Source organism: Mitsuokella apri, from assembly GCF_047974105.1.
Taxonomy (GTDB): Bacteria; Bacillota; Negativicutes; order Selenomonadales; family Selenomonadaceae; genus Mitsuokella.
Window position 1 is genome coordinate 150,045 of record NZ_JBHYRS010000003.1, and the last position, 24,707, is coordinate 174,751.

22 protein-coding genes and 1 riboswitch are annotated in these 24,707 nt (G+C 53.2%); of the genes, 14 read left to right on the forward strand and 8 right to left on the reverse strand.

The genetic code is table 11. From position 1 onward, the window contains the following. Positions 1–19 precede the first annotated feature (19 nt). Complete coding sequence (locus ACE419_RS05710) at positions 20–724, reverse strand: tetratricopeptide repeat protein (protein WP_432648065.1); 705 nt, start codon at positions 722–724, stop codon at positions 20–22. A gap of 62 nt (positions 725–786) precedes the next feature. Between ACE419_RS05710 and ACE419_RS05715 the strand changes: the two genes are divergently transcribed. Next, the gene (locus ACE419_RS05715; RefSeq protein WP_435721315.1) at positions 787–2,493 is read left to right on the forward strand and encodes a phosphoethanolamine transferase family protein; all 1,707 of its coding nucleotides are present in this window, start codon (positions 787–789) and stop codon (positions 2,491–2,493) included. A gap of 16 nt (positions 2,494–2,509) precedes the next feature. Here ACE419_RS05715 and cydC read toward each other — a convergent pair whose 3' ends face one another. The 4 genes from cydC to ACE419_RS05735 are packed head-to-tail and all read right to left on the reverse strand — an operon-like array spanning position 2,510 to position 8,247. Then, positions 2,510–4,126, reverse strand: coding sequence for a thiol reductant ABC exporter subunit CydC (cydC, locus tag ACE419_RS05720; protein ID WP_435721316.1), 1,617 nt, complete (start codon positions 4,124–4,126; stop codon positions 2,510–2,512). After that, a complete protein-coding gene (cydD, locus tag ACE419_RS05725; RefSeq protein WP_435721317.1) occupies positions 4,123–5,835 on the reverse strand; it encodes a thiol reductant ABC exporter subunit CydD in 1,713 nt (570 codons plus the stop codon). The genes cydC and cydD overlap by 4 nt, the downstream gene beginning before the upstream one ends. A 28-nt stretch (positions 5,836–5,863) precedes the next feature. Continuing rightward, complete coding sequence (gene cydB / locus ACE419_RS05730) at positions 5,864–6,877, reverse strand: cytochrome d ubiquinol oxidase subunit II (RefSeq protein WP_435721420.1); 1,014 nt, start codon at positions 6,875–6,877, stop codon at positions 5,864–5,866. After that, positions 6,877–8,247, reverse strand: a complete 1,371-nt coding sequence (locus ACE419_RS05735; RefSeq protein WP_435721318.1) for a cytochrome ubiquinol oxidase subunit I — start codon at positions 8,245–8,247, stop codon at positions 6,877–6,879. Before ACE419_RS05735 ends, cydB begins: the two co-directional genes overlap by 1 nt. 216 nt (positions 8,248–8,463) lie before the next feature. On the opposite strand from ACE419_RS05735, the gene ACE419_RS05740 reads away from it, so the two are divergent. From ACE419_RS05740 to ACE419_RS05765, 6 genes are all read left to right on the forward strand, one after another. Beyond that, positions 8,464–9,315 (forward strand): 4Fe-4S binding protein, encoded by an 852-nt coding sequence (locus tag ACE419_RS05740; protein WP_435721319.1) that lies wholly within the window; start codon positions 8,464–8,466, stop codon positions 9,313–9,315. A 38-nt stretch (positions 9,316–9,353) separates the two neighbouring features. Beyond that, positions 9,354–10,223: a 4-(cytidine 5'-diphospho)-2-C-methyl-D-erythritol kinase gene (ispE, locus tag ACE419_RS05745; RefSeq protein WP_435721320.1), complete on the forward strand. Its 870-nt coding sequence runs from the start codon at positions 9,354–9,356 to the stop codon at positions 10,221–10,223. An 11-nt stretch (positions 10,224–10,234) separates the two neighbouring features. Beyond that, entirely contained in the window at positions 10,235–10,990 is a 756-nt protein-coding gene (locus tag ACE419_RS05750) for a GntR family transcriptional regulator (RefSeq protein ID WP_432646832.1), read from the forward strand. 75 nt (positions 10,991–11,065) lie between these two features. Beyond that, a complete protein-coding gene (gene glmU, locus ACE419_RS05755) occupies positions 11,066–12,430 on the forward strand; it encodes a bifunctional UDP-N-acetylglucosamine diphosphorylase/glucosamine-1-phosphate N-acetyltransferase GlmU (RefSeq protein ID WP_432646833.1) in 1,365 nt (454 codons plus the stop codon). A gap of 158 nt (positions 12,431–12,588) precedes the next feature. Further along, positions 12,589–13,536, forward strand: a complete 948-nt coding sequence (locus ACE419_RS05760; RefSeq protein WP_295632958.1) for a ribose-phosphate diphosphokinase — start codon at positions 12,589–12,591, stop codon at positions 13,534–13,536. Between the two features lie 108 nt (positions 13,537–13,644). Further along, the gene (locus ACE419_RS05765; RefSeq protein ID WP_435721321.1) at positions 13,645–14,334 is read left to right on the forward strand and encodes a Crp/Fnr family transcriptional regulator; all 690 of its coding nucleotides are present in this window, start codon (positions 13,645–13,647) and stop codon (positions 14,332–14,334) included. 94 nt (positions 14,335–14,428) lie between these two features. Here ACE419_RS05765 and trxA read toward each other — a convergent pair whose 3' ends face one another. Beyond that, positions 14,429–14,737, reverse strand: a complete 309-nt coding sequence (gene trxA / locus ACE419_RS05770) for a thioredoxin (protein WP_432646835.1) — start codon at positions 14,735–14,737, stop codon at positions 14,429–14,431. Between the two features lie 314 nt (positions 14,738–15,051). Here trxA and ACE419_RS05775 point away from each other — a divergent pair, with 314 nt between their 5' ends. The 7 genes from ACE419_RS05775 to thiC all read left to right on the forward strand — a co-directional run bounded on the left by ACE419_RS05775 (position 15,052) and on the right by thiC (position 22,914). Then, a complete protein-coding gene (locus ACE419_RS05775) occupies positions 15,052–15,900 on the forward strand; it encodes an undecaprenyl-diphosphate phosphatase (RefSeq protein ID WP_432646836.1) in 849 nt (282 codons plus the stop codon). 178 nt (positions 15,901–16,078) lie between these two features. Then, positions 16,079–16,732, forward strand: a complete 654-nt coding sequence (pth, locus tag ACE419_RS05780) for an aminoacyl-tRNA hydrolase (protein WP_432646837.1) — start codon at positions 16,079–16,081, stop codon at positions 16,730–16,732. Beyond that, positions 16,713–17,966 carry a radical SAM family protein gene (locus ACE419_RS05785; RefSeq protein ID WP_435721322.1) on the forward strand — a complete coding sequence of 418 codons (1,254 nt, stop codon included), beginning with the start codon at positions 16,713–16,715 and terminating at the stop codon, positions 17,964–17,966. Before pth ends, ACE419_RS05785 begins: the two co-directional genes overlap by 20 nt. A 139-nt stretch (positions 17,967–18,105) precedes the next feature. After that, positions 18,106–19,560, forward strand: coding sequence for a DUF438 domain-containing protein (locus ACE419_RS05790; RefSeq protein ID WP_435721323.1), 1,455 nt, complete (start codon positions 18,106–18,108; stop codon positions 19,558–19,560). Between the two features lie 135 nt (positions 19,561–19,695). Further along, entirely contained in the window at positions 19,696–20,142 is a 447-nt protein-coding gene (locus tag ACE419_RS05795; RefSeq protein ID WP_432646840.1) for an Hsp20 family protein, read from the forward strand. A gap of 146 nt (positions 20,143–20,288) precedes the next feature. After that, on the forward strand, positions 20,289–21,305 hold the full coding sequence (locus ACE419_RS05800; RefSeq protein WP_432646841.1) for a phenylacetate--CoA ligase family protein: 1,017 nt from the start codon (positions 20,289–20,291) through the stop codon (positions 21,303–21,305). A gap of 158 nt (positions 21,306–21,463) precedes the next feature. Beyond that, positions 21,464–21,563, forward strand: a riboswitch (TPP riboswitch). Between the two features lie 43 nt (positions 21,564–21,606). Continuing rightward, the gene (gene thiC, locus ACE419_RS05805) at positions 21,607–22,914 is read left to right on the forward strand and encodes a phosphomethylpyrimidine synthase ThiC (protein WP_432646842.1); all 1,308 of its coding nucleotides are present in this window, start codon (positions 21,607–21,609) and stop codon (positions 22,912–22,914) included. A gap of 92 nt (positions 22,915–23,006) precedes the next feature. On the opposite strand, the gene ACE419_RS05810 is transcribed toward thiC, so the two are convergent. Together ACE419_RS05810 and ACE419_RS05815 are read right to left on the reverse strand one after the other, a co-directional pair. Then, positions 23,007–24,089 (reverse strand): M48 family metallopeptidase, encoded by a 1,083-nt coding sequence (locus ACE419_RS05810; protein ID WP_435721324.1) that lies wholly within the window; start codon positions 24,087–24,089, stop codon positions 23,007–23,009. 39 nt (positions 24,090–24,128) lie between these two features. Continuing rightward, positions 24,129–24,524 (reverse strand): helix-turn-helix domain-containing protein, encoded by a 396-nt coding sequence (locus ACE419_RS05815; RefSeq protein ID WP_432646844.1) that lies wholly within the window; start codon positions 24,522–24,524, stop codon positions 24,129–24,131. Positions 24,525–24,707: the final 183 nt, after the last annotated feature.

Genomic DNA, 24,707 nt, shown 5'->3' on the forward strand with positions numbered 1-24,707 from the left:
CTGTTTTTGTGCGGAACGGTCAGATATCCCAGTGCAGATTGTCGGGGTTCGGCGTGGCCTTGTCGACTTCCGTGAGGATCCACGAAGCGTTGTCGTGCGTGGCCGCGAAGGCCTTTTCGAGGCCGGCTTCGTATTCCTGCGGGATTTCCATGGCGTGCAGGGCCATGTGCATGTAGTCCTTGGCGACGAGCGTCACGCCGCGTTCGGCGGAAAGCTGCGCCTTGAAGCGGTAGCCGTAGTAAAGGTAGCTGTTGTGATGCACGGGGATGTCCTTGAAGGCTTCGATGCGTTCATCGACCTCGGCCTCGGCATCTTTTGTCATGTTCATCTTGTGCATGAGATTCCAGCGGTCGGCCCAGAGTTCGCCGCGCAGAATGTACTTATAGAGAAAATCCGTCGATTCGGCGAGTTCGATGGCCATATCGATGTGGCGCAGGGCATCATCGTCCTTATTGAGCTCTTTTTCGAGGGAGCTTAAGCGCTGCAGCGCAAAGACTTTTTCCTCGACATCCTCGGATTTTTCCTCATCGATATCGGCGTCGACGATGCTGTGGAAGAGCTCAAGGGCCTCATCCGTCTTGTCAATACCTTTCATCGCGAGAAAATGGGCGAGGCGTGCGCGCGCATGCCAGCTGTCCATGCCGCCGATGAAGAGCTTTTCGGGCGGATGGGCAGGGGAGTCCATCACGAGATGTACTAATTTATGAAATTCATCCTGAGTCATGAAAATTCCTCCTGAGTTGTGTATAATATAATATTATATCATTTTTGCTGGGAGATGGGAATTTGCAGGCATTGAAACGTTTTTTGCTGCGGGCCTGGGCGCGCGGCACACATATCGTCGAGCATGAGGCGGGGCTTCTTTTGGTGCTTTACATCCTGAATCTTGCCCCGATTGTCTGGCTCAATATCCACATGTACAAGGCACAGCAGCTCGGGGTACTCTTTACCGATGCCATTTTTTTGTTCGGCGGCATCGAGCTCTATGTCCTGATTTTAGGTTTCGTGCCGATTCGGAAGCTGCGGCGTTTTTTGTTTGCCCTGTCCTTCTTTATCTCGCTGCTGCTTGGCGGCGTGGAGACCTTTTCCATCCTGCAGTACAGTTCCCTGATTGGTGCGGGCATCGTGACGGCCGTGCTGCAGACGAATCCGCGCGAGGCAGGAGAATTCATCCGCATGTATGTGGGCTGGCAGGGCGTAGCGGCGGCAATTCTGCTCATGGTACTGGGAATTTTTGCTTACCGCTATTTAGGCCGCGTGAAAATCCCGTTTTTGTCGCGCCACCGCCTGTCGCGCGCCGTGCCCATCGTACTGCTCGTGTCCGTGCTGGCGGGCGGCGTGCTGCTGCACAGCTACTTTTCCTTCATTATAAATGATTCTCTCGATGTGCCGGCCGTGCGTGTCGGCAGGGCGACAACGACTTCGGTCGAAAACATCCAGGCCTTTGAAAAACTCAAGAATGAGGCCGCGTCCGATGTCGAGATCACGGAAAACGAGAGCGATACGCCGTATGTCGTCTTCATTCTCGGGGAATCGACGAACCGCAGCCGCATGCATCTCTACGGCTATCCGCTCGAAAATACGCCGAATCTCGACGAGCTCAACGAAAAAGGGGAGCTCGCCGTTTACCACGATACCATCAGCCCCGAGGCCGCGACGGTTGCCGTCCTGCGCAAGCTTTTGACGTTTGCGGATGTGGATGCAGAGAAGCCCTGGTATGAGCACAATAACATGATTGACGTCATGAAGGCGGCGGGCTACAAGACGTACTGGCTCTCGAATCAGGAAAGCTCGGGCATCTGGGGCAATGTCGCCCAGCTCTTTGCCGGACGCAGCGATTACAGCCGTTTCACGCGCCTGCGCGAGTCCCATGAAGACAACGGCATTTATGACGAAGCCCTGTTTCCTTTGGTAGATGAAGCCCTGCAGGAGCCGGCTGCCAAGAATTTTTACGTCATTCACCTCATGGGCGGTCACGGTCTCTACTACATGCGCTTCCCCTATATTTTCTCGAAATTCACAGCGGACGATATCCCTGCCCCGCAGGATACGCTCTCGGAGGAAAAACGCACGGAAATTGCGCAGTATGAGAACGCGCTTTACTACAACGACTTTGTCGTCACGAGCCTCATGGGGAAATTTGCCGACAAGGATGCCCTCGTCATCTACATCCCCGACCATGGTGAAGCCGTCTATGACAACGGCATTTTCTCGGGCCATGTCGAGGAGAATCCGACAAAAGAAACACTTGAAATCCCGATGATTTTCTGGGCTTCAAAGGCCTATAAGGAACACCACCCCGAAAAATGGCAGGCCATTCAGGCTGCCGTGAACCGTCCTTACATGACTGACGACTTCATTGACACACTCCTTGACATCCTGGATATTCATACGGCCGAGTACGACCCAGCTAAGAGTGTCATCAATCCATCTTTCCAGCCCCGCATGCACCGCATGGTTCAGGGCAGAGACTATGACACAGAGTTAAAGTGAGCAGGAAACAGAGTGGTTAAATCCGTATCACCTGTGCAAATTTCTCTGTAACTTCTATATCATGCGTAATGACCAGTAGCGTCTGTCCTGTTTTCTGTACGCGCCTGAAAAGTGCGTGCATCAGGTCGGACGCTGTTTTTTTGTCGAGTCCGCACGTCGGCTCATCGAGCAGGATGATGGGGGCTCGGTTGGAAATGGCAAGGGCTGTGAGCAGTCGGCTGCGCTGGCCGCCCGATAAGAAACAGGCATTGGGGCCGAGCTTTGTATCAAGGCCGTCCTTCATGGCCGCAGCGACCTTTGTCAGCTGTGCATCCTGCAGGGCCTGCCGGATATCCTCTTCCTTTGCGTCGGGACAGAAGACGCGAAAATTCTCGCGGATGGATTTGGCAAAGAGCACGCTGCCCTGCGGCATCGCACTGATATGCCGGCAGATGGTTTCTTGGGTCAGTTTGCTGTAGGGCTGTCCCAGCAGGAAGAACATGCCGGCATCCGCCGGCCAGACGGCGAGCAGCAGCTCTGCTAGCGTCGTCTTGCCGGCACCGCTTGCTCCCACAATGGCAGTATGCTGCCCTTTGGCGATGGAAAAAGACAGATGGCGAAGGAGCTCCTGCCCCTGACGGTAGGAAAAGGAAACATCTTTTGCGCAGAGCAGAGTTTTTTCGGCAGCATTGACAGCCGATGCCTTCACTGCAGCCGGAACGGCAGCTCTCTTTGTATTTTTGGGGCCCAGGGAGCCGGCTGCTCTTTGGCTGCGGCAAATCTGGCGCACGGCTTCGGGCAGGGTGCGGAACTCTGCGAGCAGGGTCTGCAGCACAAGAAAATAAACGGCAAAATCGATGCCGGAAAGATGCCTGCCGGCGACAGCGGGAATCAGGCCGGCCATGAGGGTGAGCAGGGTCAGGACATCGAGGATATTCAAGGCCGTATCCGTGCGGTCGTGCTGCAGAGCGGCTTTTTTATCTGCCTGCATTTTGTCTGCAGCAGTCTGATTCAGGATTTTGAGGGCTGGACTTGTGCCGGCAAAGAAGAGTTCAGCGGCGCCGCCAGCGCTGTCCATGAGACCGCTGCGGTAAGCTCCGTCAAGTCTGCGGCTGTCAGGCTGACTTTTCTGCCAGCCGCAGGCGGGCGCGCAGAGACGAATGGCGTAGAGGAGCAGCAAAAGCAGGGAAAGAGGTCCTGTCATCTGCCAGAGCAGACTGACGATGAAGGCCGTGAGCAGAAATAACGTGGCGGGCGGCAAAAGGCCGCGCACGAAAAAGTCGCGCAGTTCGTTGGCCCCGCCCAAAAGGTCATGCAGGAATTCTCCCTGCCGGGCAGGACCCGTGCGCAGGGGCAGCACGGCGGCTGCTTTTTGGTAGAGGCTGACGCGTATGGCTGTCAGGGCATGAAAGGCGAGGCGGTGCGAAAGATAGCGTTCGCCGTAACGAAAAACCGCGCGGAAAATACCGCAGGCGCGCACTGCCGTAATGCCGACGGCGAGAGTATACAACGGAGGCATCAGCGCGGCACTGGCAATGAGCCAGGCAGAAGCGGCCAAAAGCCCAATGCCTGTGGCCGCAGCCAGCAGACTGACGAGCAGGACGGGCAGGAGTGCCGGTATGGAAATCAGGGAAAATAATCGCAGCAGCTTCATTCTCGCTCACTCCTTTCTGCCTGTTTTTGTGAATGACTGTTTTCCTGCTGTTCGACAGGTGCCAGAATAATCGTTTTTGCTGCGAGTTTCTGCAGTTCTCCGTCGTGGCTGACGAGCACGAGCGTGCGCCCTGCGGCAAAAGAAAGCAGAACTTCACGAATTTCCGCACTTGTCCTGCCGTCAAGGGCTGCGGTCGGTTCGTCGAGCAGCACAAACGGCCGGTCCTGATAAATGGCGCGGGCCAGCCCCAGACGCTTGCGCTGTCCCTGGGAAAGATTCTGCCCGCCTTCGCCGAGTTTTGTCGAGAGACCTTGGGGAAGGGACGCTGCCCAGTCAAGCAGGCTGACTTTCTGCAGCGCTGCCTTGATGCGTTCGTTCTGCTCTGCGCTCAGGGAAGATGGGGCTTCTCCGAGCGTCAGGCTGACATTTTCAGCAAGAGAGGCATTGAAAAGATGAGGTTCCTGCGGAACATAGCTGAACTGCTGGGAAATCCCGGCTGCCGGGAGGGATTTCCCATTTTGCTGCCAGCAGAGTTTGCCGGCAGTCGGCAGCAAAAGTCCGGCGCAGAGCTTTAAAAGTGTGGTTTTGCCGCTGCCGCTCGGTCCCTGAATTATGGTTATTTGCTTTGACGGAACACGGAAACTGAGATGCCCGATTACGGGCAGGGGACTGCCCGGATAGATAAAGGTCAGGTTCTCTGCTGTCAGCGCGGCGTCTGGTACATCCTCTATCTTGACGCGGTCAGCAGGGGCAGGCGGAGGGGGTGTCTGCTTCAGGGCAGCAGCCAGTGATTTTTCTGCCGTCATGGCCGTCATGCCGCCGTGAAAGGCCGTGCCGGCCTGACGCAGCGGCTGGTAAAATTCCGGTGTCAGGAGCAGGACGAAAAAAGCGGTCAGGAAGGTCAGATGGCCGTAGAGCAGCCGGAGACCGATGCCGACGGCGATGATGGCAATCGAGAGGGTCGTGATGAGCTCAAGGGCAAAGGCGGAGACAAAGGAGAGCTGCAGGACGCGCAGGGCAGCCGCAGCAAAGTCCTCGCTGAGTGCTTTGACTTTTTTGCCCATGTTCTTTTCCTGCCGGAAGAGCTTGAGCGTCGGCAGTGTTTTTAAAAGTTCGGCAAAGCCGGAAGAGAGTTCTGTGAGTTTCTGCCACTCTTTTTCGCTGGCTTCGCGTGTCACACGGCCAATTAAGTAAAGAAGAAACGGGGCAATCGGCACGGTGATGAGCATCAAAAGACCGGTCAGGGGGTCGGCAAGAGCGGCGATGATGAGCAGCAGAGGCAGGGTGACGATGAGCCCTAAAAGTACGGGCAGGACGCGCGTGAACCAGAGGTCGAGGGCATCGGTCTCCTCTAAGGCCAGAGGCAGAAGATGGTCCTGAAAGTCAGGCTGCGACTGGCTCTCTTTGCTCAGCAGTTTTTGATGGAGCTTTTCGCGTACCATGGTGCGCGCTTGCAGGGAAAGAGATCGTGCCTGCTGGTTCTGCAGCAGAACCATGAGGTATTGGCAGGAGAGTATAAGAAACAGCACCAGAAGGACTGGTGCTGTTTCTTTTAGCTCTTTTCCCTGCAGGAAGACGCCGTCGACGAATTTCGCTGCGGCAAAGGCCGCACCGGCGAGCAGCAGGGCCCGCAGAGTCTCAAGCATCACGAGGAAGATGAGACTTTTTCGATGAAGGCGCATGGTCTGAAGAAAGAAGAGATTTTTCATATGTTTCTGTTCTGTGACTTAGAAATGATCAATAATGTTCCTCGGCATCTTTCGGCGTGACGCGTTTGCGGAAGATGTAATACGTCCAGATCTGATAAATCAGCACAATCGGCACGAAGATGCCGGCTGCCACGGTCATGACGGACAGCGTATACGGACTCGAAGAAGCATTGGCAATCGTCAGGCTGTAAGCCGGATTGAGGCTCGAGACCATGAGACGCGGGAAAAGACCGGCAAAGAACGCAACGGTCGTGGCCACGATGGCGACAGCGCTCAGAAGGAAGCTGGCCCTGCCTTTGCCAAGTTTCATGCTCAGGATGGCGATGACGAAGAAGAGCGCGGCGCCGAAGAGGGCGACGGCTGCAACCGGCTTCGTGAAGAGGTCCGTGTACTGCAGTGTCAGGACCATGCAGAGCACGAAGAAGATGGCGGCGATGACACCGACCTTCAGGCCGATTTCCTGACAGCGAAGAATCAGGCTTTCCTTTGCGAGACGGATGGTCAGGAAGGAAGCACCGTGATAGAGGAAGACAAACAGGAAAGCAAGGCCGCCGATAACGGAATAAGGGGTCAGGAGGTCAAAGAAACCGCCCATGTAAATCATTTTTTCGTTGATGGGCAGGCCAGCGATGAGGTCCGTGACCGCTACGCCCCAGAGAAAAGCCGGCACGATGCTGCCAAAGCAGATGGCACCGTCCCAGAAGCGCTTCCAGCAGGAAGATTCCTGACGGCCGCGCAGGTCAAAGGCAACGCCGCGCAGAATGAGGGCGACGAGCATGAGGAAAAGCGCGAGGTAGAAGGCTGAGAACATCGTGGCGTAGACGTGTGGGAAAGCCGCAAACATAGCGCCGCCGGCTGTGATCATCCAGACTTCGTTGCCGTCCCAGACCGGCGTGATCGTGCGCAGAATCTCACCGCGTTCCTCTTCATCTGAAGTGAGGAACGGCATGAGACCGCCGACGCCATAATCAAAGCCTTCGAGGAAGAAAAAGCCCGTAAAGAGTACGACAATGAGAATGAACCAGAGAATTTGGAGATCCATCATGCATTCCTCCCTTCTTCAAAGGAGATATGAGTTTTCTTGATAAAGCGCATGGCCACCCAGAGTGCGACAATGGCGAGTACGAGATAGATGAGCGTGAAGCCCGTCATCGTCAGCCAGACATCGCCGCCTGTGAGGTTTGGCGAGACAGCGTCACTCGTTTTCTGCAGGCCAAAGACAATCCAGGGCTGACGGCCTGCTTCAGCGACATACCAGCCGACGCTGTTGGCAATATAAGGAATTGGCAGCAGCCAAGGCAACACTTTCAGCAGGGCAGGGCAGGCCATGGGGCGGTTCGTCCAGCCGAGATAAGCCGTGATGAGGCCGAGCAGGATCATGAGACCGCCGAGACCAATCATGATGCGGAAGCTCCAGAACATGCCCGTGACATCCGGACGGTATTCACCGGGACCAAATTTTTCGGAGTAGTCCTTCTGAATCTGATTGATGCCTGGCACAGCACCTGACGGCTGATTGTAGAGCATGAACGAGAAGGCAGCCGGAACTGTGAGTTCCATGTTGTTCTTATGCTGCTCTTCGTTGATGTCGGCGACAATGGCAAATGGAGCAGGGTCTTCCGTTTCCCAGAGAGCTTCAAAGGAAGATACCTTCATCGGATTGACCTGTGCAATATACTGGGCGTGCATATGGCCGCTGCCCATCGTGGCGAAAAGGCCGAGCAGCATGAAAAGAGCGCCAGCCTTGAGCGTCTGCGTGAAAGCGCGGCGCGAAGCTTCATCGTGCAGTACTTTCCAGGCTGAGACGGCCATGACGAGGAAACCTGCCGTAGCAATTGCGGAAAAGAGAGTGTGTGAATATTCACCGAGTACGTAATGATTGGTGACGAGTGAGAAAAAGTCCGTCATTTCGGCGCGGCCATTGCGGATGGCAAAGCCAACCGGATGCTGCATGAAGGAGTTGGCCACGAGAATCCAGAAAGCCGAGAGATTGCTGGCAAAGGCAACGACCCAGATGCAGATACAGTGGGCTTTTTCGGAGAGTTTATTCCAGCCGAAAATCCAAATGCCGAGGAAGGTCGACTCGAGGAAAAAGGCAGTCAGGGCCTCAAGTGCCAGCGGTGCACCGAAAATATCGCCCATGAAGCGGGAATATTCCGACCAGTTCATGCCAAAGTGAAACTCTTGTACGATACCGGTTACGACACCCATCGAAAAGTTGATGATGAACAGCGTGCCGAAGAACCGCACGAGCTTGCGGCTGGTCTCTTTCCAGGCTGGTTTTTTCGTGCGGACATAGCACGTCTCGAGCAGAGCGACGAAAATCGAAAGCCCAAGAGTCACAGGGACAAATAGAAAATGGTAGACGGTAGTGATGGCAAATTGCCATCGTGATAGGATAAGTGCATCCATGAATCTTGCCCTCCTTTTGTATTAATGCAGTGTGATGCTTCTCACTATGACTCCATTATAGCGTAAATTGGCAGTTAAGACAATTAAAAAGTATATTTAGTCTTAAAAGAAAATAATTATCGCAGATATCTGTTTTTCTTGAAGAGGGACTGGAGAGGCTGTCGGACCGCTCTATATATGGTATAATAGAGACAATTATGATAGGAGAGAAAGATTTTGAGTAAACGAAATATCGATCTTGCCCGCTGCCTTGTGCACGATGGAGCAGTCAACTGTCATTTGTGTGAAAAAATCTGTCCGCAGAACGCGATTCAGGAACATGTGATTGATATGAGCCGCTGCGATGGCTGCGGACTCTGTCAGGCAGTCTGCCCGACTGCGGCCATTATGTCAACGGAAGATTACGAACGTGCCTTAGAAAAGGCGGCAGAACTTGAGCCACAGGCGCTCATGTGCCAAAAAGCGGGGGAAGGGAATGTATCCTGCCTGGGCTTCCTGAACCGCCGAATTTTATGGGCATTGGCCTCGAAGCGCAGTCTCTGCCTTGATATCTCGCGGTGTCAGAAGTGCCGGCCTGCTGTTTACGAGTGGCTTCTTGGCGAAGTGGAGGCCTGTAACGAAGCGCTGCACCGCGCGCAGAAAGACGAAATTCGGCTCGTTCATGTCAAGCCGCAAAAAACACAGCCCAAACCTGCCCCAAAAGTGGAACGGCGCAGTTTCTTTCAGGCACTGTTTCATTCGACAGCGAAGGGCCTGCAGGAAATTGCGGACTCCCAGATTGAACGCTTCTATTTCTTTGACGAAATGACGTGGCTGAAGCGTCAGGGGCCTCAGAGGATAGAAGCAAACACACTTTTTTATGGTATGGCAGTCCGACAGGGCTGTACGGCCTGCGGTCTTTGCGCGGTCGTCTGTCCGACAAATGCCCTGACTTTTTCCAGAGAGGAGCGCCGGCTTCATTTTGACCCGCTGCTCTGCAAAAAATGCGGGCTCTGCGCGGCCCACTGTCCGTCTGAAGTTTTGGCTTTACTGCCGCATTTCAACGGACAGCGAGATTTCAGCTGTTAAAATACGGCATCAGCAAAATTTTTATTGGGGGAGATAATTTGATTACCGTAGAGGGAAATGCCAAAATCAATCTGACACTCGATATCCTCGGCAAACGGCCGGATGGTTTTCACGAAGTGGCTATGGTCATGCAGTCGGTCAGTCTTCACGATACGCTGACTTTCGAGAAAATCCCTGAAGGCATTGAACTGACCCTTGATGTGCCGGGGCTTGAAGCGGACGAAAAGAATCTTGCCTGGCGGGCAGCTGCCCTGCTGCTCAGGGAAAAGAATGTCAGGGGCGGCGTGCGTATTGACCTTACGAAACGCATTCCCATTGCAGCGGGCCTCGCGGGCGGCAGTGCCGATGCAGCTGCTGCTCTGCGCGGGGTCAATGCCCTTTATGATTTGGGGCTTACGCTGCCGGAACTCTGTGTCTATGGAGCAAAACTGGGCTCGGATATCCCCTTCTGCCTTATGGGCGGTACCATGCTCGCGACAGGACGGGGCGAAATTCTCAAGGAGCTGCCTGCCGTGCCGTCATTCTGGGTCGTGCTCATCAAGCCGAAAATTTCGGTTTCGACAGCCTGGGCTTATCAGAATTACGATGCACATGGGGCAGAGAAGCATCCGGAAAATGCGGCGGTCTGCGAGAAAATTGCAGCACAGGACCGAAAAGGGATTGCTTCATTATTGTGTAATGTTCTTGAAAGTGTTACTATTAAAAAGTATCCTGTTATCGCGCAGTACAAGGACTGGCTCCTTAAAAAAGGTGCTATGGCCAGCATGATGTCGGGCAGCGGCCCGACCGTCTTCGGACTTTTTGCAGACAAAACGGCAGCAGAGGAGGCCGCCGCTGCTTTGCGCGGGCAGACGGATGCGGATATCTTCGTCTGTCAGACGGCAGGAAAAAACAAGGATCAGAATTGAGGGAATCAGAAATGGATCAGAGATTGACTCCGATTAAGTTAGATAGTTATCAGCCTTTGCGTGAAGTCGTTTGTGAATCTCTGCGGGATGCTATCCGCAAGGGAATCTTGAAGCCCGGTGAACGCATCATGGAAATCAAGCTTGCCGAGGAACTCGGCGTGAGCCGTACGCCGGTGCGTGAGGCCATCCGCAAACTCGAGCTTGAAGGCTATGTTGTCATGATGCCGCGCCGCGGCACGTATGTGGCGGATATGTCCATCCGCGATATCAATGAAATTTTTGAGATTCGCACGGCACTGGAGTCTCTGTCCAACAGTCTCGCGGCAGAACATATCACGGAAGATGAACTTGAACATCTGCAGCGGCTGCTTGTCGTCATCGGCGGTTATATCAAAGAGTATGAAGACGGTCCGGACCGTGAAGCGGCCATGGAAAAAATCGTCGAGACGGATATTGAATTCCATGATTTGCTCTATCATGCGGCACGCAATAACCGCTTGGTTGGAATCATTTCCAATCTGCGCGACCAGCTCACGCGTTTCCGTACACTCTCGATGTCGTATCCGGGCCGTCTGGAAGCTACCCTTGATGAGCACCGTGAAATCGTGGAAGCCATAGCCAACGGCGATGGCCGCGCAGCGCGCAAAGCGGCAGAGCATCATATGGAGAACTCCGAGAAGACACTCTTGAAGGCCATGGATATCGCCACGTCGCAGAAGAGTGCGGCCAAAAAGAAAAAAACGCGCTCTGCAAAGGCTAAGGCGTAATTCAAACGAGAGTCAAAATAGTATCCTATAGTATAGGAATACAATCAAGTATAGATAAGATGGGAGAACGATAAAATGTCAGATTTAGTAACCGTCATCCTCGCTGCTGGCAAGGGCACACGCATGAAATCCAAACTGCCGAAGGTCCTGCATAAGGCTGCAGGCAAGACGATGCTCCAGCATGTCATTGATGCGGCTAAGGCAGCAGGTGCGAAGCGCAATATCGTTGTGACGGGCTTTGGCGGCGATATGGTCCGCGAGGCCATCGGCCCGCAGGCAGAATTTGTCACGCAGACGGAGCAGCTCGGCACAGGCCATGCTGTTCTGCAGACAAAAGAACTCCTGAAAGATGAGACGGGCACGGTCATGGTCCTCTGCGGCGATACGCCGCTTCTGACGGGCAGCCTGCTGAAGAAACTCTACGATGAACACGTTGCAGCACAGGCGAAGGCCACGGTCCTCACGGCCATCATGCCGGATGCCACGGGATACGGCCGCATCATCCGCGCAAAAGACGGTTCTGTAGAAAAAATCGTTGAGCATAAGGATGCCACGGAGGAAGAGCGTCAGGTACGCGAAGTCAATTCCGGCATTTACTGCTTTGCAGCCAAAGACCTTTTTGAGGCACTTTCGCATGTCACGAATGACAATGCCCAGGGCGAGTACTATCTGCCGGATGTTCTCGAAATCCTCAAGAAGAAGGGCGAGAAAATCTGGGCTGTGGCTGCGGATAATTATGAAGATACGCTCGGCATCAACTCGCGCCTGCAGCTTGCCGGTGCTGAAAAAATCCTGCGCCGCCGCAAGAACGAAGAGCTCATGAATGAGGGCGTCACGATTATGGACCCCGATACGACGTACATCGACGAGGATGTCAAGGTCGGCCGTGACACGATTATCTACCCGATGACCTGGCTCGAGCATGGCACGGTCATTGGTGAAGAATGCGAACTCGGCCCGAATGTCCGCTTCCAGGATGTCAAATGCGGCAATCATGTGACGGGGCAGTTTGTCTATGCTCATGAATGCCAGATTGACGACAATGTCAAGCTCGGCCAGTTCGTCCATCTGCGTCCGAACACGCATCTCTTTGAGAATGTCAAGATCGATAACTTCATCGAAGTCAAGAACTCCAACATCGGCAAAGGCTCGAAGCTGCCGCACCTCTCTTATATCGGCGACTGCGATATGGGCGAGAATGTCAACATGGGCTGCGGCACCATCACGGTCAATTACGATGGCAAGATTAAGCACCGTACAAAAATCGGCAACAACGCCTTTGTCGGCTGCAATTCGAATCTCGTCGCACCGGTCACGGTCGAGGACAATGCCTATATTGCAGCTGGCTCCACGATTACCAAGACGGCTCCTGCAGGCAAACTCTCCATCGCCCGCGCACGTCAGACTGTTATCGAAAGCTGGCATGACAAACGCGAGTAATTCGCTGCGAAAAGGGATAGCCAGACTTTTTTTGTCAAATTGCAAGGAAGTATGTCCTTTTTCTTTCCGGCGTGTTATACTAAAAGAAGGAAAGACTGGGTCCAGCCCGTCTTTTTGAGAAAAGATTTAGGTGTAATGATTTGGAGGATTTTAACAAAATGGCTTTAGACACTGGAAACTTATGCATCCTGACCGGTAATGCAAACCCGGATCTCGCAAAGAAGATTGCAGACCATATCGGCGTAAATCTCTGCGATGCATATGTCGGTCATTTCAACAATGGTGAGACGCAGGTCATGATCAGCGAGAGTATCCGCGGCAAGGATATCTTCATCATCCAGCCGACGTCTTATCCGGTTAATGACAACCTCATGGAGCTCCTGATTATGGCCGATGCCTGCAAGCGTGCTTCGGCTCACAGCATTACGGCTGTTGTACCGTATTACGCTTATGCACGTCAGGACCGCAAGACGCGCGGCCGTGAGCCGATTTCCGCAAAGCTCGTCGCGAACCTCATGACGACGGCTGGTGTTACCCGCGTTGTAACGGTTGACCTCCATGCTGGTCAGATTCAGGGCTTCTTTGATATCCCGGTTGACCATCTGGCAGCAGCTCCGGTCATTGCTAATTATTTCCGCACGCAGAAACTCGACGATGTCGTTGTCGTTTCGCCGGACCTCGGCGGTGTTACGCGTGCCCGCGTGCTCGCAGACCATCTGCAGGCTCCGATTGCCATCATCGAGAAGCGCCGCCCGCGTCCGGGCTGCGCTGAGGTCATGAACCTCATCGGCGATGTCGAGGGCAAGACGGCTGTCATCATCGACGATATTGTCGATACGGCAGGTTCCCTCTGCGAAGGTGCACGCGCCCTTGAGAAACGCGGTGCAAAGCGCATCTTTGCTTCGTGCTCGCATGCCATTCTCTCGGACCCGGCTGTTCAGCGCATTAACGAGTCCCCGATTGAAAAACTCGTCATCACGGATACGATTCCGCTGCCGCCGGAAAAACAGTCGGACAAATTCGTCGTCCTGTCGCTTGCAGACGCCCTTGGCGATGTCATCATGCGCATCCAGAGCCATCGTTCCGTCAGCCAGCTTTTTCGCTAAGATACGAGCAGCGTTTGCTGATTGATTTTTGATATTGGATGAAAAAAGAGCCTTTTCCGCAGAAAAGGCTCTTTTTCTTCGTTTCGTTCTTCGTTAGAGGGTGACATTATGAATCAGAATAAAAAAAGCGTAACCGATCTCTTTATCCGTCACTTCAGTTTCTGGCCGCATCTTTCGGATGCAGAAAAGGAACTTCTGAATACGCACACCCATGCCGTTCATTACGAAAAAGGGGCACAGGTTCACCGCGGCCCCTTTGACTGCATCGGCGTCCTCCTGCTCAAGAAAGGGCAGCTGCGCGTCTATACACTGTCGGAAGATGGACGCGATGTGACGCTTTACCGTCTCTTCCCCGATGATATCGGCATTCTTTCAGCTGCCTGTACACTGGATTCCGTGACCTTTGATGTCTACATTGACGCGGAAGAGGATACCGATGTACTGCTGACAGATGCTTCGGCGTTCCGAAAGCTCTCGGATAACAATATTTACGTGCGCTGCTATGCCTATGAACTGGCCTCGAAGCGCCTTTCCGACATGCTCTGGAAGCTGCAGCAGGTGCTCTTTTTGTCGGCGGACCGCCGCTTTGCCATTTTTCTGCTCGAAGAGAGCAGGGAGAGAAAGTCGGATACGGTCCATCTGACTCATGAGCAGATGGCCCGCTATATGGGAACGGCCCGTGAGGTCGTCACCCGCCTGATTAAATACTTCAATCAGGAAGGCTGGACCAGAACGGGCCGGAGCTGCCTGCAGATTGTGGACCGAGAGGCTTTGAAGAAGCTCGCAGGGGCTTACTGAGCTGCGGATACAGCAGATTTTTGTAAGATGTATGTATTTGGAGAGAAATGTGGAGTGTGGAGTTAGGATGTTTCCGTTTTAGGATGTTTCGAAATCAGCCGATGAGTTCTTCGACTTTTTCTTTTGGAATCAGGCCAATGGATTCGTTGACTTTCTGGCCGTTGCGGAAGACAATCAGCGTCGGGATGCTCATGATGCCAAACTGCTGGGCGAGTTCCGGCTGTTCATCGACGTTGATTTTGCCGACCTTGACATCCGTGCGCTCATTGGCGACTTCGTCGACAATCGGGGAGAGCATGCGGCAGGGACCGCACCACGTTGCCCAGAAATCGATGAGGACCGTGCCTTCTGCCTTGAGTACTTCGCTCTCAAAATTATCTTTGGTAATCACTACTGCTGCCATAATAAGAAAAACCTCCCTGGTTCATACGAAAAAAGTATCACGCGTGTTTTATATGGAATCCATGTGCATTTACGACGCATTTCCTTGGATTTGCCTTTAGTATAACAGGGAAAATGAAGAGATTCCGTGACTTGCTCACATTTATATTCTGTTTATCTGCTGTTTAACTGCATATCCTATAATGAAGCACGTCTTAGGGCACGGGAATCGTCAAGCCTGCATGAATTTTCCATGCAGAGCAGCAGGAGCTGTGCTATAATGGGCATACTGTTGAAAAAACAAAAAAGCATAGTTGTGTATTAGGAGGAAGAAAAGTGGATCTTAGTATTGCCGATTTACTCAAGACCATCATCCTTGGTGTGGTTGAGGGACTTACGGAGTGGCTGCCGGTATCGAGTACGGGCCATATGATTCTTGTCGATGAGTTCATCAAACTGGATGTCAGCAAGGCATTCATGGACATGTTTTTGGTGGTCATCCAGCTCGGCGCCATCATGGCTGTTGTCGTTTTGAGCTTTGAAAAGCTCAATCCGTTCTCTTCGTGGAAGACACGCCAGGAGAAACATGATACCATTCAGCTCTGGCTGAAAGTCATCGTGGCCTGCCTGCCGGCGGCCGTCATCGGTCTTCTCTTCAATAAATATATGGAAGAACATTTCATGACGGCTCCTGTCGTGGCGACTACTTTGATTTTCTACGGCATCATGTTCATCATTGTCGAGAATTACAACAAGCACCGCCGTCCGGCTATCACGGATCTGCGCCGCCTCGACTATAAGACCGCTTTCATCATCGGTGTGTTCCAGGTCCTTTCTCTCGTGCCGGGCACGAGCCGTTCCGGTGCGACTATCCTCGGCGGTCTGCTGTTCGGCGCGAGCCGTACGGTGGCAGCGGAATTCACGTTCTTCCTCGCCATCCCCGTCATGTTTGGTGCCAGTGCCCTGAAGATGGTCAAATTCGGCTTCCATTATACAGGAGCGGAAATCATCATCCTCGTCGTGGGCATGGTCACGGCTTTTATCGTTTCCATCCTGTCCATCAAATTCCTCATGCGCTATATCAAGACGAATGACTTCAAGGCCTTCGGCTGGTACCGCATCGCTCTGGGCATTGTCGTCTTCGCTTATCTCTTCCTGATTGGCGACCCGACGGCCAATGATTAAAGCGAAAAGGCTGAATCGTAAATTTCATAAAGAAATCGAGTCTCTTGAGCTTTGCTTGAGAGACTTTTTTGCTGCCTTTTGCTGTATGCCGCAGGATATGGTAAACTGAAAGGTACATATTAAGCATGATAGGATTGGCTAAATTTAGCCGAATCAATAAGAAAGAGGCAAATCACATATGAAAATCATTGCAGGTCTTGGCAACCCCGGTTCCGAGTATGCTAAGACAAAACATAATGTCGGCTTTATGTTCGTCGATGCTCTGGCCGAGGCACTCGGCGTCGCGGAGTCCGACTGGAAGGATAAATTCGATGCCAAGGTCGCCGATACGCGCATCGGCACGGAAAAAGTCGTTTTAGTCAAGCCGCAGACGTATATGAACGACAGCGGCCGTGCCATCGGCCCCATCCTGAACTGGTATAAACTGGCTCCGGAAGATCTCATCGTCGTACACGACGATATGGATATTCCGGCCGGCACCATCCGCATCCGCAAGAAGGGCAGTGCGGGCGGCCACAACGGCATCAAGTCCATTCTCGCGCATGTCGGCGATGAGCATTTCGCGCGCGTGCGCATCGGCATCGGCCGGCCGCTGCCGGGCTGGACCGTCGTCAATCACGTGCTGGCAGGTTTTTCCGATGAGGACCAGCCGAAAATCAAAGAGGCCATTCAGTATCTGATTCCCGCGGTCGAGTGCATCGTACAGGATGATGTCGATATGGCGATGAACAAGTTCAATCCGAAAAAGAAGAAAAAAGCGAAAAAAGCCGTGCAGGAAGCAGCTGTACATGACGATAAAGGGGAGAAGAACGATGAGTCAGCAGACAAATGAGATGATTACGGCAGTTTACGCCGATGAAGACGGTAATATTCTCGATGCACAGGGCATGCGCGGCATGGGCCGCACGGGACGCGAAAATATCCTTTTAAAACCGGAAGATTTGATTCCGCTGCCGGAAAGCGCCGACCTCATGCTGCTGCCGGACCGTTTGGCTGTCGGTCAGAGCCCCGATGGTGAAACCATGCCCATAAGCGGCCTTGCCGTAGCTGCCATACTGCCTGCGGGCTACACGCGGCTTTACATGCCGGCTTATGAGCGCGCCGAAGAGGCACAGCGCCTGCCGCTCTACGGCTATACGGCTGTCGTGGTTTATCATGATGAGCTCTGCTGTGCGGCTGTTTACACGGATGAAAATGACAAGTGGGATCCCGTTCATTATAATACGAAGGAGCTGCCGAAGCTCGTCAAGCGCACGAAGAAGGATCTGCCGGGCAACCGCATCGTCGAGCAGGTCGGCGGCTGCTCCTTAAAATGGCACTGCTGCACGGCGCAGAATCTCTTTTACCGCCGCTGGGAGTGCGGCATTCCGACTTCGCCCGTCTGCAATGCCAACTGTTTCGGCTGTATTTCGCTGCAGCCGGCAGAATGCTGCCCGTCGCCGCAGGAACGCATCAAATTCCGCCCGACGCCTGAGGAAATCGCGGAAGTCGGCATTTACCATCTGTCTGTCGCGCCCGATGGCATCGTCAGCTTTGGTCAGGGCTGCGAAGGCGAGCCGTCACTGGCTGCTGACAATATCGCGGCAGGCATCAAGCTCATCCGTGCCAAGACGAAAAAGGGCCAGATCAACATGAACTCGAATGCGGGCTGGACCGAGGGCATCAGGAAAATCGTCGATGCCGGGCTCGATTCGCTGCGCGTTTCCATCATCAGTGCCCGCGATGAGGGCTATGATGCCTATTACCGCGCAAGCTACCACCTGAAAAATGTCAAGGACTCCATTCGCTATGCTCTTGACCACGGCGTTTATGTCTCGCTGAATCTGCTCTATTTCCCCGGTTTCAATGACCGCGAGGAGGAACTCGCGGCCTGGCAGGATTTCTTCCGCGAACTGCCCGTGCAGATGATTCAGGTGCGCAATCTCAACATCGACCCTGATGCCTTCCTCGACATCATGCCGGAGCCGCAGGGCAAAATCCTTGGCACGCGTCATTTTATGGAAGTCCTGCACCGCGAATTCCCGCAGCTCGTCATCGGCAGCTTCAGTCATTACGTCGAGAAATGAGCCTGCAGATGGATGCGCACATGTTCTGCGTCTTTATGTAACAAATGGTACAACTAAGAGGCGGAGTCCTGTAATATAATCATCTCATAACAGAGAGAACGAAATCTTGATACAGCTCGCCTGGAAGGAGCCATATGATATGAAAAAGATTGATTTAAATAAAAGTGTTGCTGAACTCGTTACGGAATATCCGGAACTTAAGGAAATTCTTGCGGAACTCGGCTTTACGGATATCATGAAGCCGGCGGCCCTGAAGCTCATGGGCAGAATCATGACGCTGCCGCGCGGCGCTGTCGTCAAGGGCATCCCGATGGAAAAAATCCGCGAGACGCTCGCAAAGAAAGGCTTCACGATTGTCGGCGCCGAGGAACAGCAGCGTCAGACTATGCTGCGCGAGTACGTCGGACGCCTCAATAACGGCGAATCCCTCGAATCCGTGCGCGCTGACTTTGTGCGCAATTTCGAGCATGTCGGTGCGGAGGAGATTGCCGAAGCAGAGCAGGACCTCATCAAGGGCGGCGTGCCTTTGAAAGATGTTCAGAAACTCTGCGATGTTCATGCCGCACTTTTCCATGACCGCAATGAGATGGAAAAGGCCGAGCTGCAGGCCATGGCAGAAAAAACGCATAAAGCTGCCGCTGCTTCGCAGTTTCTCGCAGAAGAAGATTTGCCGGAGGGGCATCCCCTGAGTCTCCTGAAGCTTGAGAATAAAGCGCTCATGCAGCATCTCGATGCCATTCAGCATGAGATGACAGGCAGCGAAGATGTGGTCAAAATCACGGGCATGGTGGCAGGCCTCAATGCCGTCCGCTCGCATTACGCCAAAAAAGAAGAACTCCTGATGCCAATTCTCTATGATTACGGTGTCACGGGACCTTCCCAGGTCATGTGGGGCGTGGATGATGAAATCAAGCGCGAGCTCGGCACCATCACGAAAGCACTGAAAGAAGACGCGGAAAACTATCCGTTATATAAGGGACGCATCAATCAGGTCTGCACGCGCACTCGCGAAATGATTTTCAAGGAGGACCGCATCCTGTTTCCGCTGTCCCTGCGCTATTTTACGCAGGAGCAGTGGTATGAAGTGTACCGCGACCTCTTCGAGATGGGCATGGCCTTTGTCGATGTCAACACGATGCCGCGCTGGCCGGAAGGAGAAACGTGGCTCGCAGAGAAGAACGCAGAGGTGGAGCCGTCTGTGCTCGATGGCAAAGTCAAGCTGCCGACAGGCGAGCTGACCGTCCGTCAGCTGCAGGGCATCTTGAAACTTCTCGATGTTGACATCACATTCATCGATAAAGACGACATCCTGCGCTATTTCCTCAATGAGGGCAAAGTCTTCTCGCGTCCGCTCTCCGCTCTTGGACGTGAGGTATACAACTGCCACCCGCCGGAGATCATTCCCGTCGTGCGTCAGATGCTGCTCGACTTCAAGGCGAAGAAACGCACACACATGGAAGTATGGCGCCGCATCATGGGCCGTCCAATCGGTGTGCGCTACGCAGCTGTCTATGACGATGCAGGTGAATACATGGGTACAGTCGAATTCGTACAGGATTACCAGAAGGCTCTGGATAAATTTAAGAACAGATAAAACAAATAGAAAAGAAAAGCCAGTTTCTCAACGGGAGGAACTGGCTTTTCTTGAATTTTTCAGACATTTTAGTTATAATAGAGATACCGAAAAAAAGAACATAAATTTTATGTTGAAGATTTGGGGGCGATTTTGATGATCAGACCGATTCCATTCAATATCCGCGAAAATGCAGAGCGCGGCCGTGAGGCCCTGGAGAAGGCAATTGACTTCATGACAGAGCAGCCTTGCAATCCCTTGGGCCGTGTCAGCGGGGCGTTTTCTTCTTTCCGTGTCGATGTCATTGATACACCGGACCGTTATGAAATTTTTGCCGAGCTGCCGGGGTTCCACAAGGATCAGATTACCGTATCGTACGATGATGCCCGTGAATACCTGACCATCAAGGCCGAGCGCCCGGACCCGGATATGGATGTCAAGTACATCTGCCGCGAACGCCGCGTGGGCACGTTTGAACGTACCTTTGAAATTGACGGCATTGTCAAGGACGAGGTCAGTGTTTCTTTTGAAGACGGTGTCCTGCACATTGTTCTGCCGAAGGAACCATCGGAAGCCAATAAGACCGTTTTTGACATCAAATAAAAGTTTATAGTTTCCCTAAAGTTTCCCCCTCCAGGGAAATCTGACAGGCTGTCGAAAAGGCAGAATGCTTTTTGGCAGGATATGTCACTTTCCCTGGAGGGAAATTTTTTGTGGTTTTGTGATTTAGAACGGGAAGGACGATTTTTTTGTTTGCAAATCCATCGATTGAACAGATTTCTGCAGAAGCACTGCATGAGCTGCAATTGAAAAAACTAAAAAAGGAACTGCGCTGGGCCGGTGAAAAGTGCTCATACTACCGGGAACGCTTTGCAGAGGCAGGGATAAATGCTAGCAACTTGCAGGATCTCTGCGACCTGCAGAATTTTCCACTGCTGGCAAAAGAAGAACTGCAGGGGAAAAGGGCTTTTGACTTTCTGACGATGCCGCTTTCGAGCCTGCTGCGCATCTCTTATATGAAAGACGGTGATGGACTGTCTGCCGATGAAGAATATAATGAAGGGTATAATGAAGAGGAAACAGGCTTTCTGCACTTTGCGACCAATGGGGATATTGCGCATCATGTCGAGCAGATGACGCGCAGTCTTGTGGCCTGCGGCCTGCATAATGCCTCCCTCGCGGCTGTACTCGGCGATGGGGCGGACAGCCGTCTCATGGATTTTCACTATGCGGGCGAATTCCTCGGTGCAGCCGCTGTGATGCTCGGCGCGGATAAGAGAATCTGGCCGGCGATACTTGATTCTGTACCGGCAGAGACACTGGCCGGCACGCCGAAACGCCTGATTGAGCTCGACGACATCCTCCAGCAGAAAGGCAGCGGCCTTTGTGAAATGCCTCTTACCCGCATACTCTGCCTGCATACGGAGGTCCCGTCAGAGAGTCTCGTGGCCACGCTGCAGGAAATGACAGCTGCCAAGGTCTATCACCTGCTTGCTTTGCCGGAGCTCGGGACGGCGGCACCATTCCTGCCCTGTGAGCCGGCGGCGCTGACATTTCATCTGCAGGAAGACTACACGCTGGCAGAGGTCATAGACCCTGTGACACGGAAGCCTGCTGCTGATGGCTGCGGCGAGCTTGTGCTGACGTCTTTGGCTGCAGAAGCTATGCCGCTCATTCGCCTGCGCACGGGCCTTAAGGTTGAGTCTGTGCCGGCTCCATGCAGCTGCGGCCGCACGCAGAAACGTTTCCGTCTGCTGCTGTCCTGATGTTTATGGCATTCATGATTCATTTTTGGCGTATTACGCATGAACATGGAAAAGTCATGGATTTGTATTGCATCTTTAGGACAGATTTGTTAAAATAAATGAAGCTGATTGTTCCATAAGGAAACAATCGTGAAGCTCATCATATGAATAGGAAAAGAATGATTCGCTGGGGGAGCCGCTTGGCTGAGAGAATCTCTGGATTCGACCCTTGGAACCTGTTGGGTTAAGACCTGCGTAGGGAAGTGACAAAGCTATTTTGCCGTCCGGTACGCCGGACGGCTTTTTTATTAGGAGGAATATTATGGCTACACAAATGCAGCTGGCCCGTGAGGGCCGCATCACCGATGCGATGAAGATCGTTGCCGAGGAAGAACATATTCCGGCCGAAACGATACGCGAACGCGTGGCAAATGGCACGATTGCCATCTGTGCGAACATCAACCACAAAAACCTGCGTCCGCGCGGCGTCGGCGAAGGCCTGCGCGTCAAGGTCAACGCCAATATCGGCACGTCGAGCACGTTCCCGGACATTGAGCCGGAGCTCAAAAAACTCGACGAAGCGGTGCGCTGCGGTGCAGATGCCGTTATGGACCTTTCGACGGGCAACAATATCGATGTTTCGCGTCAGCGCATCATCGAACATTCGCCCATCATGGTCGGCACGGTGCCGCTCTATCAGGCTACGGTCCGTTCCATCCGCGAGCACGGCGCTGTCGTCGAGATGACGGATACGGATATTCTTGAGACGATTGAGCAGCAGGCCAAAGATGGTGCCGATTTCATGACGCTGCACTGCGGTGTCACGCGTTCGGCCATTGAGCGCATGCGCCGTCAGGGCCGTGTTATGGACATCGTGAGCCGCGGCGGTTCGTTCATCGCCGGCTGGATGCTCCACAACGAGATGGAAAATCCGCTCTATGAACATTATGATGATATCCTTGATATCTGCGAGAAATACGATGTGACCATCAGCCTTGGCGACGGCATGCGTCCGGGCTGCACGGCCGATGCCACGGACCGCGGGCAGCTGACAGAGCTCATCACGCTCGGCGAACTCGTTGACCGCGCCTGGAAACGCGGTGTACAGGTCATGGTCGAGGGCCCAGGCCATGTACCGTACGACCAGATTGAAGCGAACATGAAGCTGGAGAAGCGCATTTGCCGCAAGGCGCCGTTCTACGTGCTTGGACCTCTTGTCACGGATATCGCGCCGGGCTATGACCACATCACGGCAGCCATCGGCGGCACGCTGGCAGCTGTTTCGGGCGCCGACTTCCTCTGCTACGTCACGCCGGCTGAGCATCTGGCCCTGCCGACTATCGAAGATGTTCATACGGGTGTCATCACGAGCCGCATTGCCGCACATGCAGCGGACCTCGTGCGCGGCGTACCGGGTGCGCGCGAGTGGGACCTTGAGATGGCCAAGGCGCGCAAGGTGCTCGACTGGAACAAGCAGATGGAGCTTGCCATCGACCCGGACCTTGCCAAGGCAAAACGCGGTGCACGCAATCCGCAGGATGAAGGTGCCTGCTCGATGTGCGGTGATTACTGCGCCGTTGAGATCATCAACAAATATTTCCATAAAGAAAACTGCCCGTGCCAGGACTGATTCATCAAAAGATGGATGCCTGACATCTGGCCAATGGCAAAAAAATTGCTGCCCGTCATGAGCAGCAATTTTTTTGTGTCTTATTAGCTTTATTATTTGATTTTGTTGAGACGGTCGGCAAGCTTCGCGGCACTTTCATCATCGTACGTGCTCGTCATGATGGGCTGTGCGCCGAGCATGACGGTCTTGCCGTCCACATAGGCTTTCTCTTTGTTATGTCCATTGTGGTAAGCGGCCGCGAGATTGCCGAGCACAAAGTAGGAACGCTCTGCACCGGACATATCCCCCGAGGCTGCCGGCGTGACAAAATCTTTGCCGTTGACTTTGACGGTGCCATCTTTGGCGGTCACATGCTTGTTGCTGTATTCGTAGAGCTTCTTGACATACGCATCGCGGCGGTCGCCGTCGGACGGATGGTCGGAAATGAACTGCTGGAAGGCCGTCGGCTGCGTCTTTTCTTTATCCATGACGCGCTGCCAGACTGCTGCCGTGGCACCGGGGTTGTAATTCGTATGCGTGATGTACTCAAAGGCGAGGGCATCGGCCTCGCGTTCCATCGGCTTCGTGATGTTGCGGTTGTTGATGACCGTCGTGACAATGCTGCCGAGCGTCGTGCCCGTCGCCTCACCGAGAATTGCCATGTTGAGGCTGCGGCGCGCGCCCTTGGCCGGATGGTCTTTCTGTCCGTGTCCCATCTCATGGCCGAGCACGACGGCAATTTCATCGTCGTTGGTCAGGACGCTGAAGAGTCCGGTGTTGATGCTCATATTGTGGCCGAGCGTGCAGAACGCGTTGAAGCTCGTATCCTTATTAATGAAATAATTGTATGGCTTATCGTAGATGGTCGGGTCGACCGCGCCGATGCCGGCAGTCAGGTTCGCCATAATGGTATCAATCCTGCTGTTTAAGGCATAGTCGTTATTGACGCCGTATTCTTTTTTCATCTCTTCGAAAAATTCCTGACGTCCTTCTTCGGAGTCATTGTATTTCTTGAGTGTCTGCGTCAGCTGTGCGTGCGCAATGGCACCTTCGATGCCCGCGCCAATGATGCTGCCAAGACCAAATTCCGCCTGAGCCGTCGGAGCCGGCGCCAGTACATAGGCCCCCGGGACCATCAGAACGCCTGCTGTCAAAATGGCAGCAGCTTTTTTTTGCCAAGTTTTTCTCGCATGCATACGGCATCCTTCTTTCTCGTCGAGATGATAAGAGCATTCTCAGCGTTTCTTTTGCTGTTTATTTTGTTTTTTGGCATCAGAGCTCGTTTCGTTTGCGTCAACAGCTCTAAGAAAAACGCGCATCATGTCTTCGGCAATCGGTATTTTTTCGTCTGGCAGAGAGGAGGCAAGAATCTGCAGCTTCTTCATGCGGTCGGGGCCTTTAGCGAGACTCGTCTTGCCAAGCAGTAAATAATCTGTGCTGATCTGCAGAGCTTTGGCCAGCTTGACGATGGTCGTGGAGGTCATGCTCTTCTTGCCGAGCTCGATATCGGACAGAAACTGCGGCGAGATATCCGCCCACTCTGCAACCTGCTCCCGTGTATATTGATGGGTGTCCCGTATTTGACGTACACGATTGCCGATGATCTGGTTCATATCTTTTCTGTTCATCATAACAGTATACCTCTAATACTTCTTTTAAAAGTATCATACCGAACATCCATTTCTATTGAAATAAACGATAGATATTTCAAGAAGCATACTTTAGTTACATTATAGAGCAAAGTGCGAAAAAAACAAGCATATTATGACGAGTTGTCAGAGGAATTTTACCAACTTTTTCTTTCCAGCAGGAAT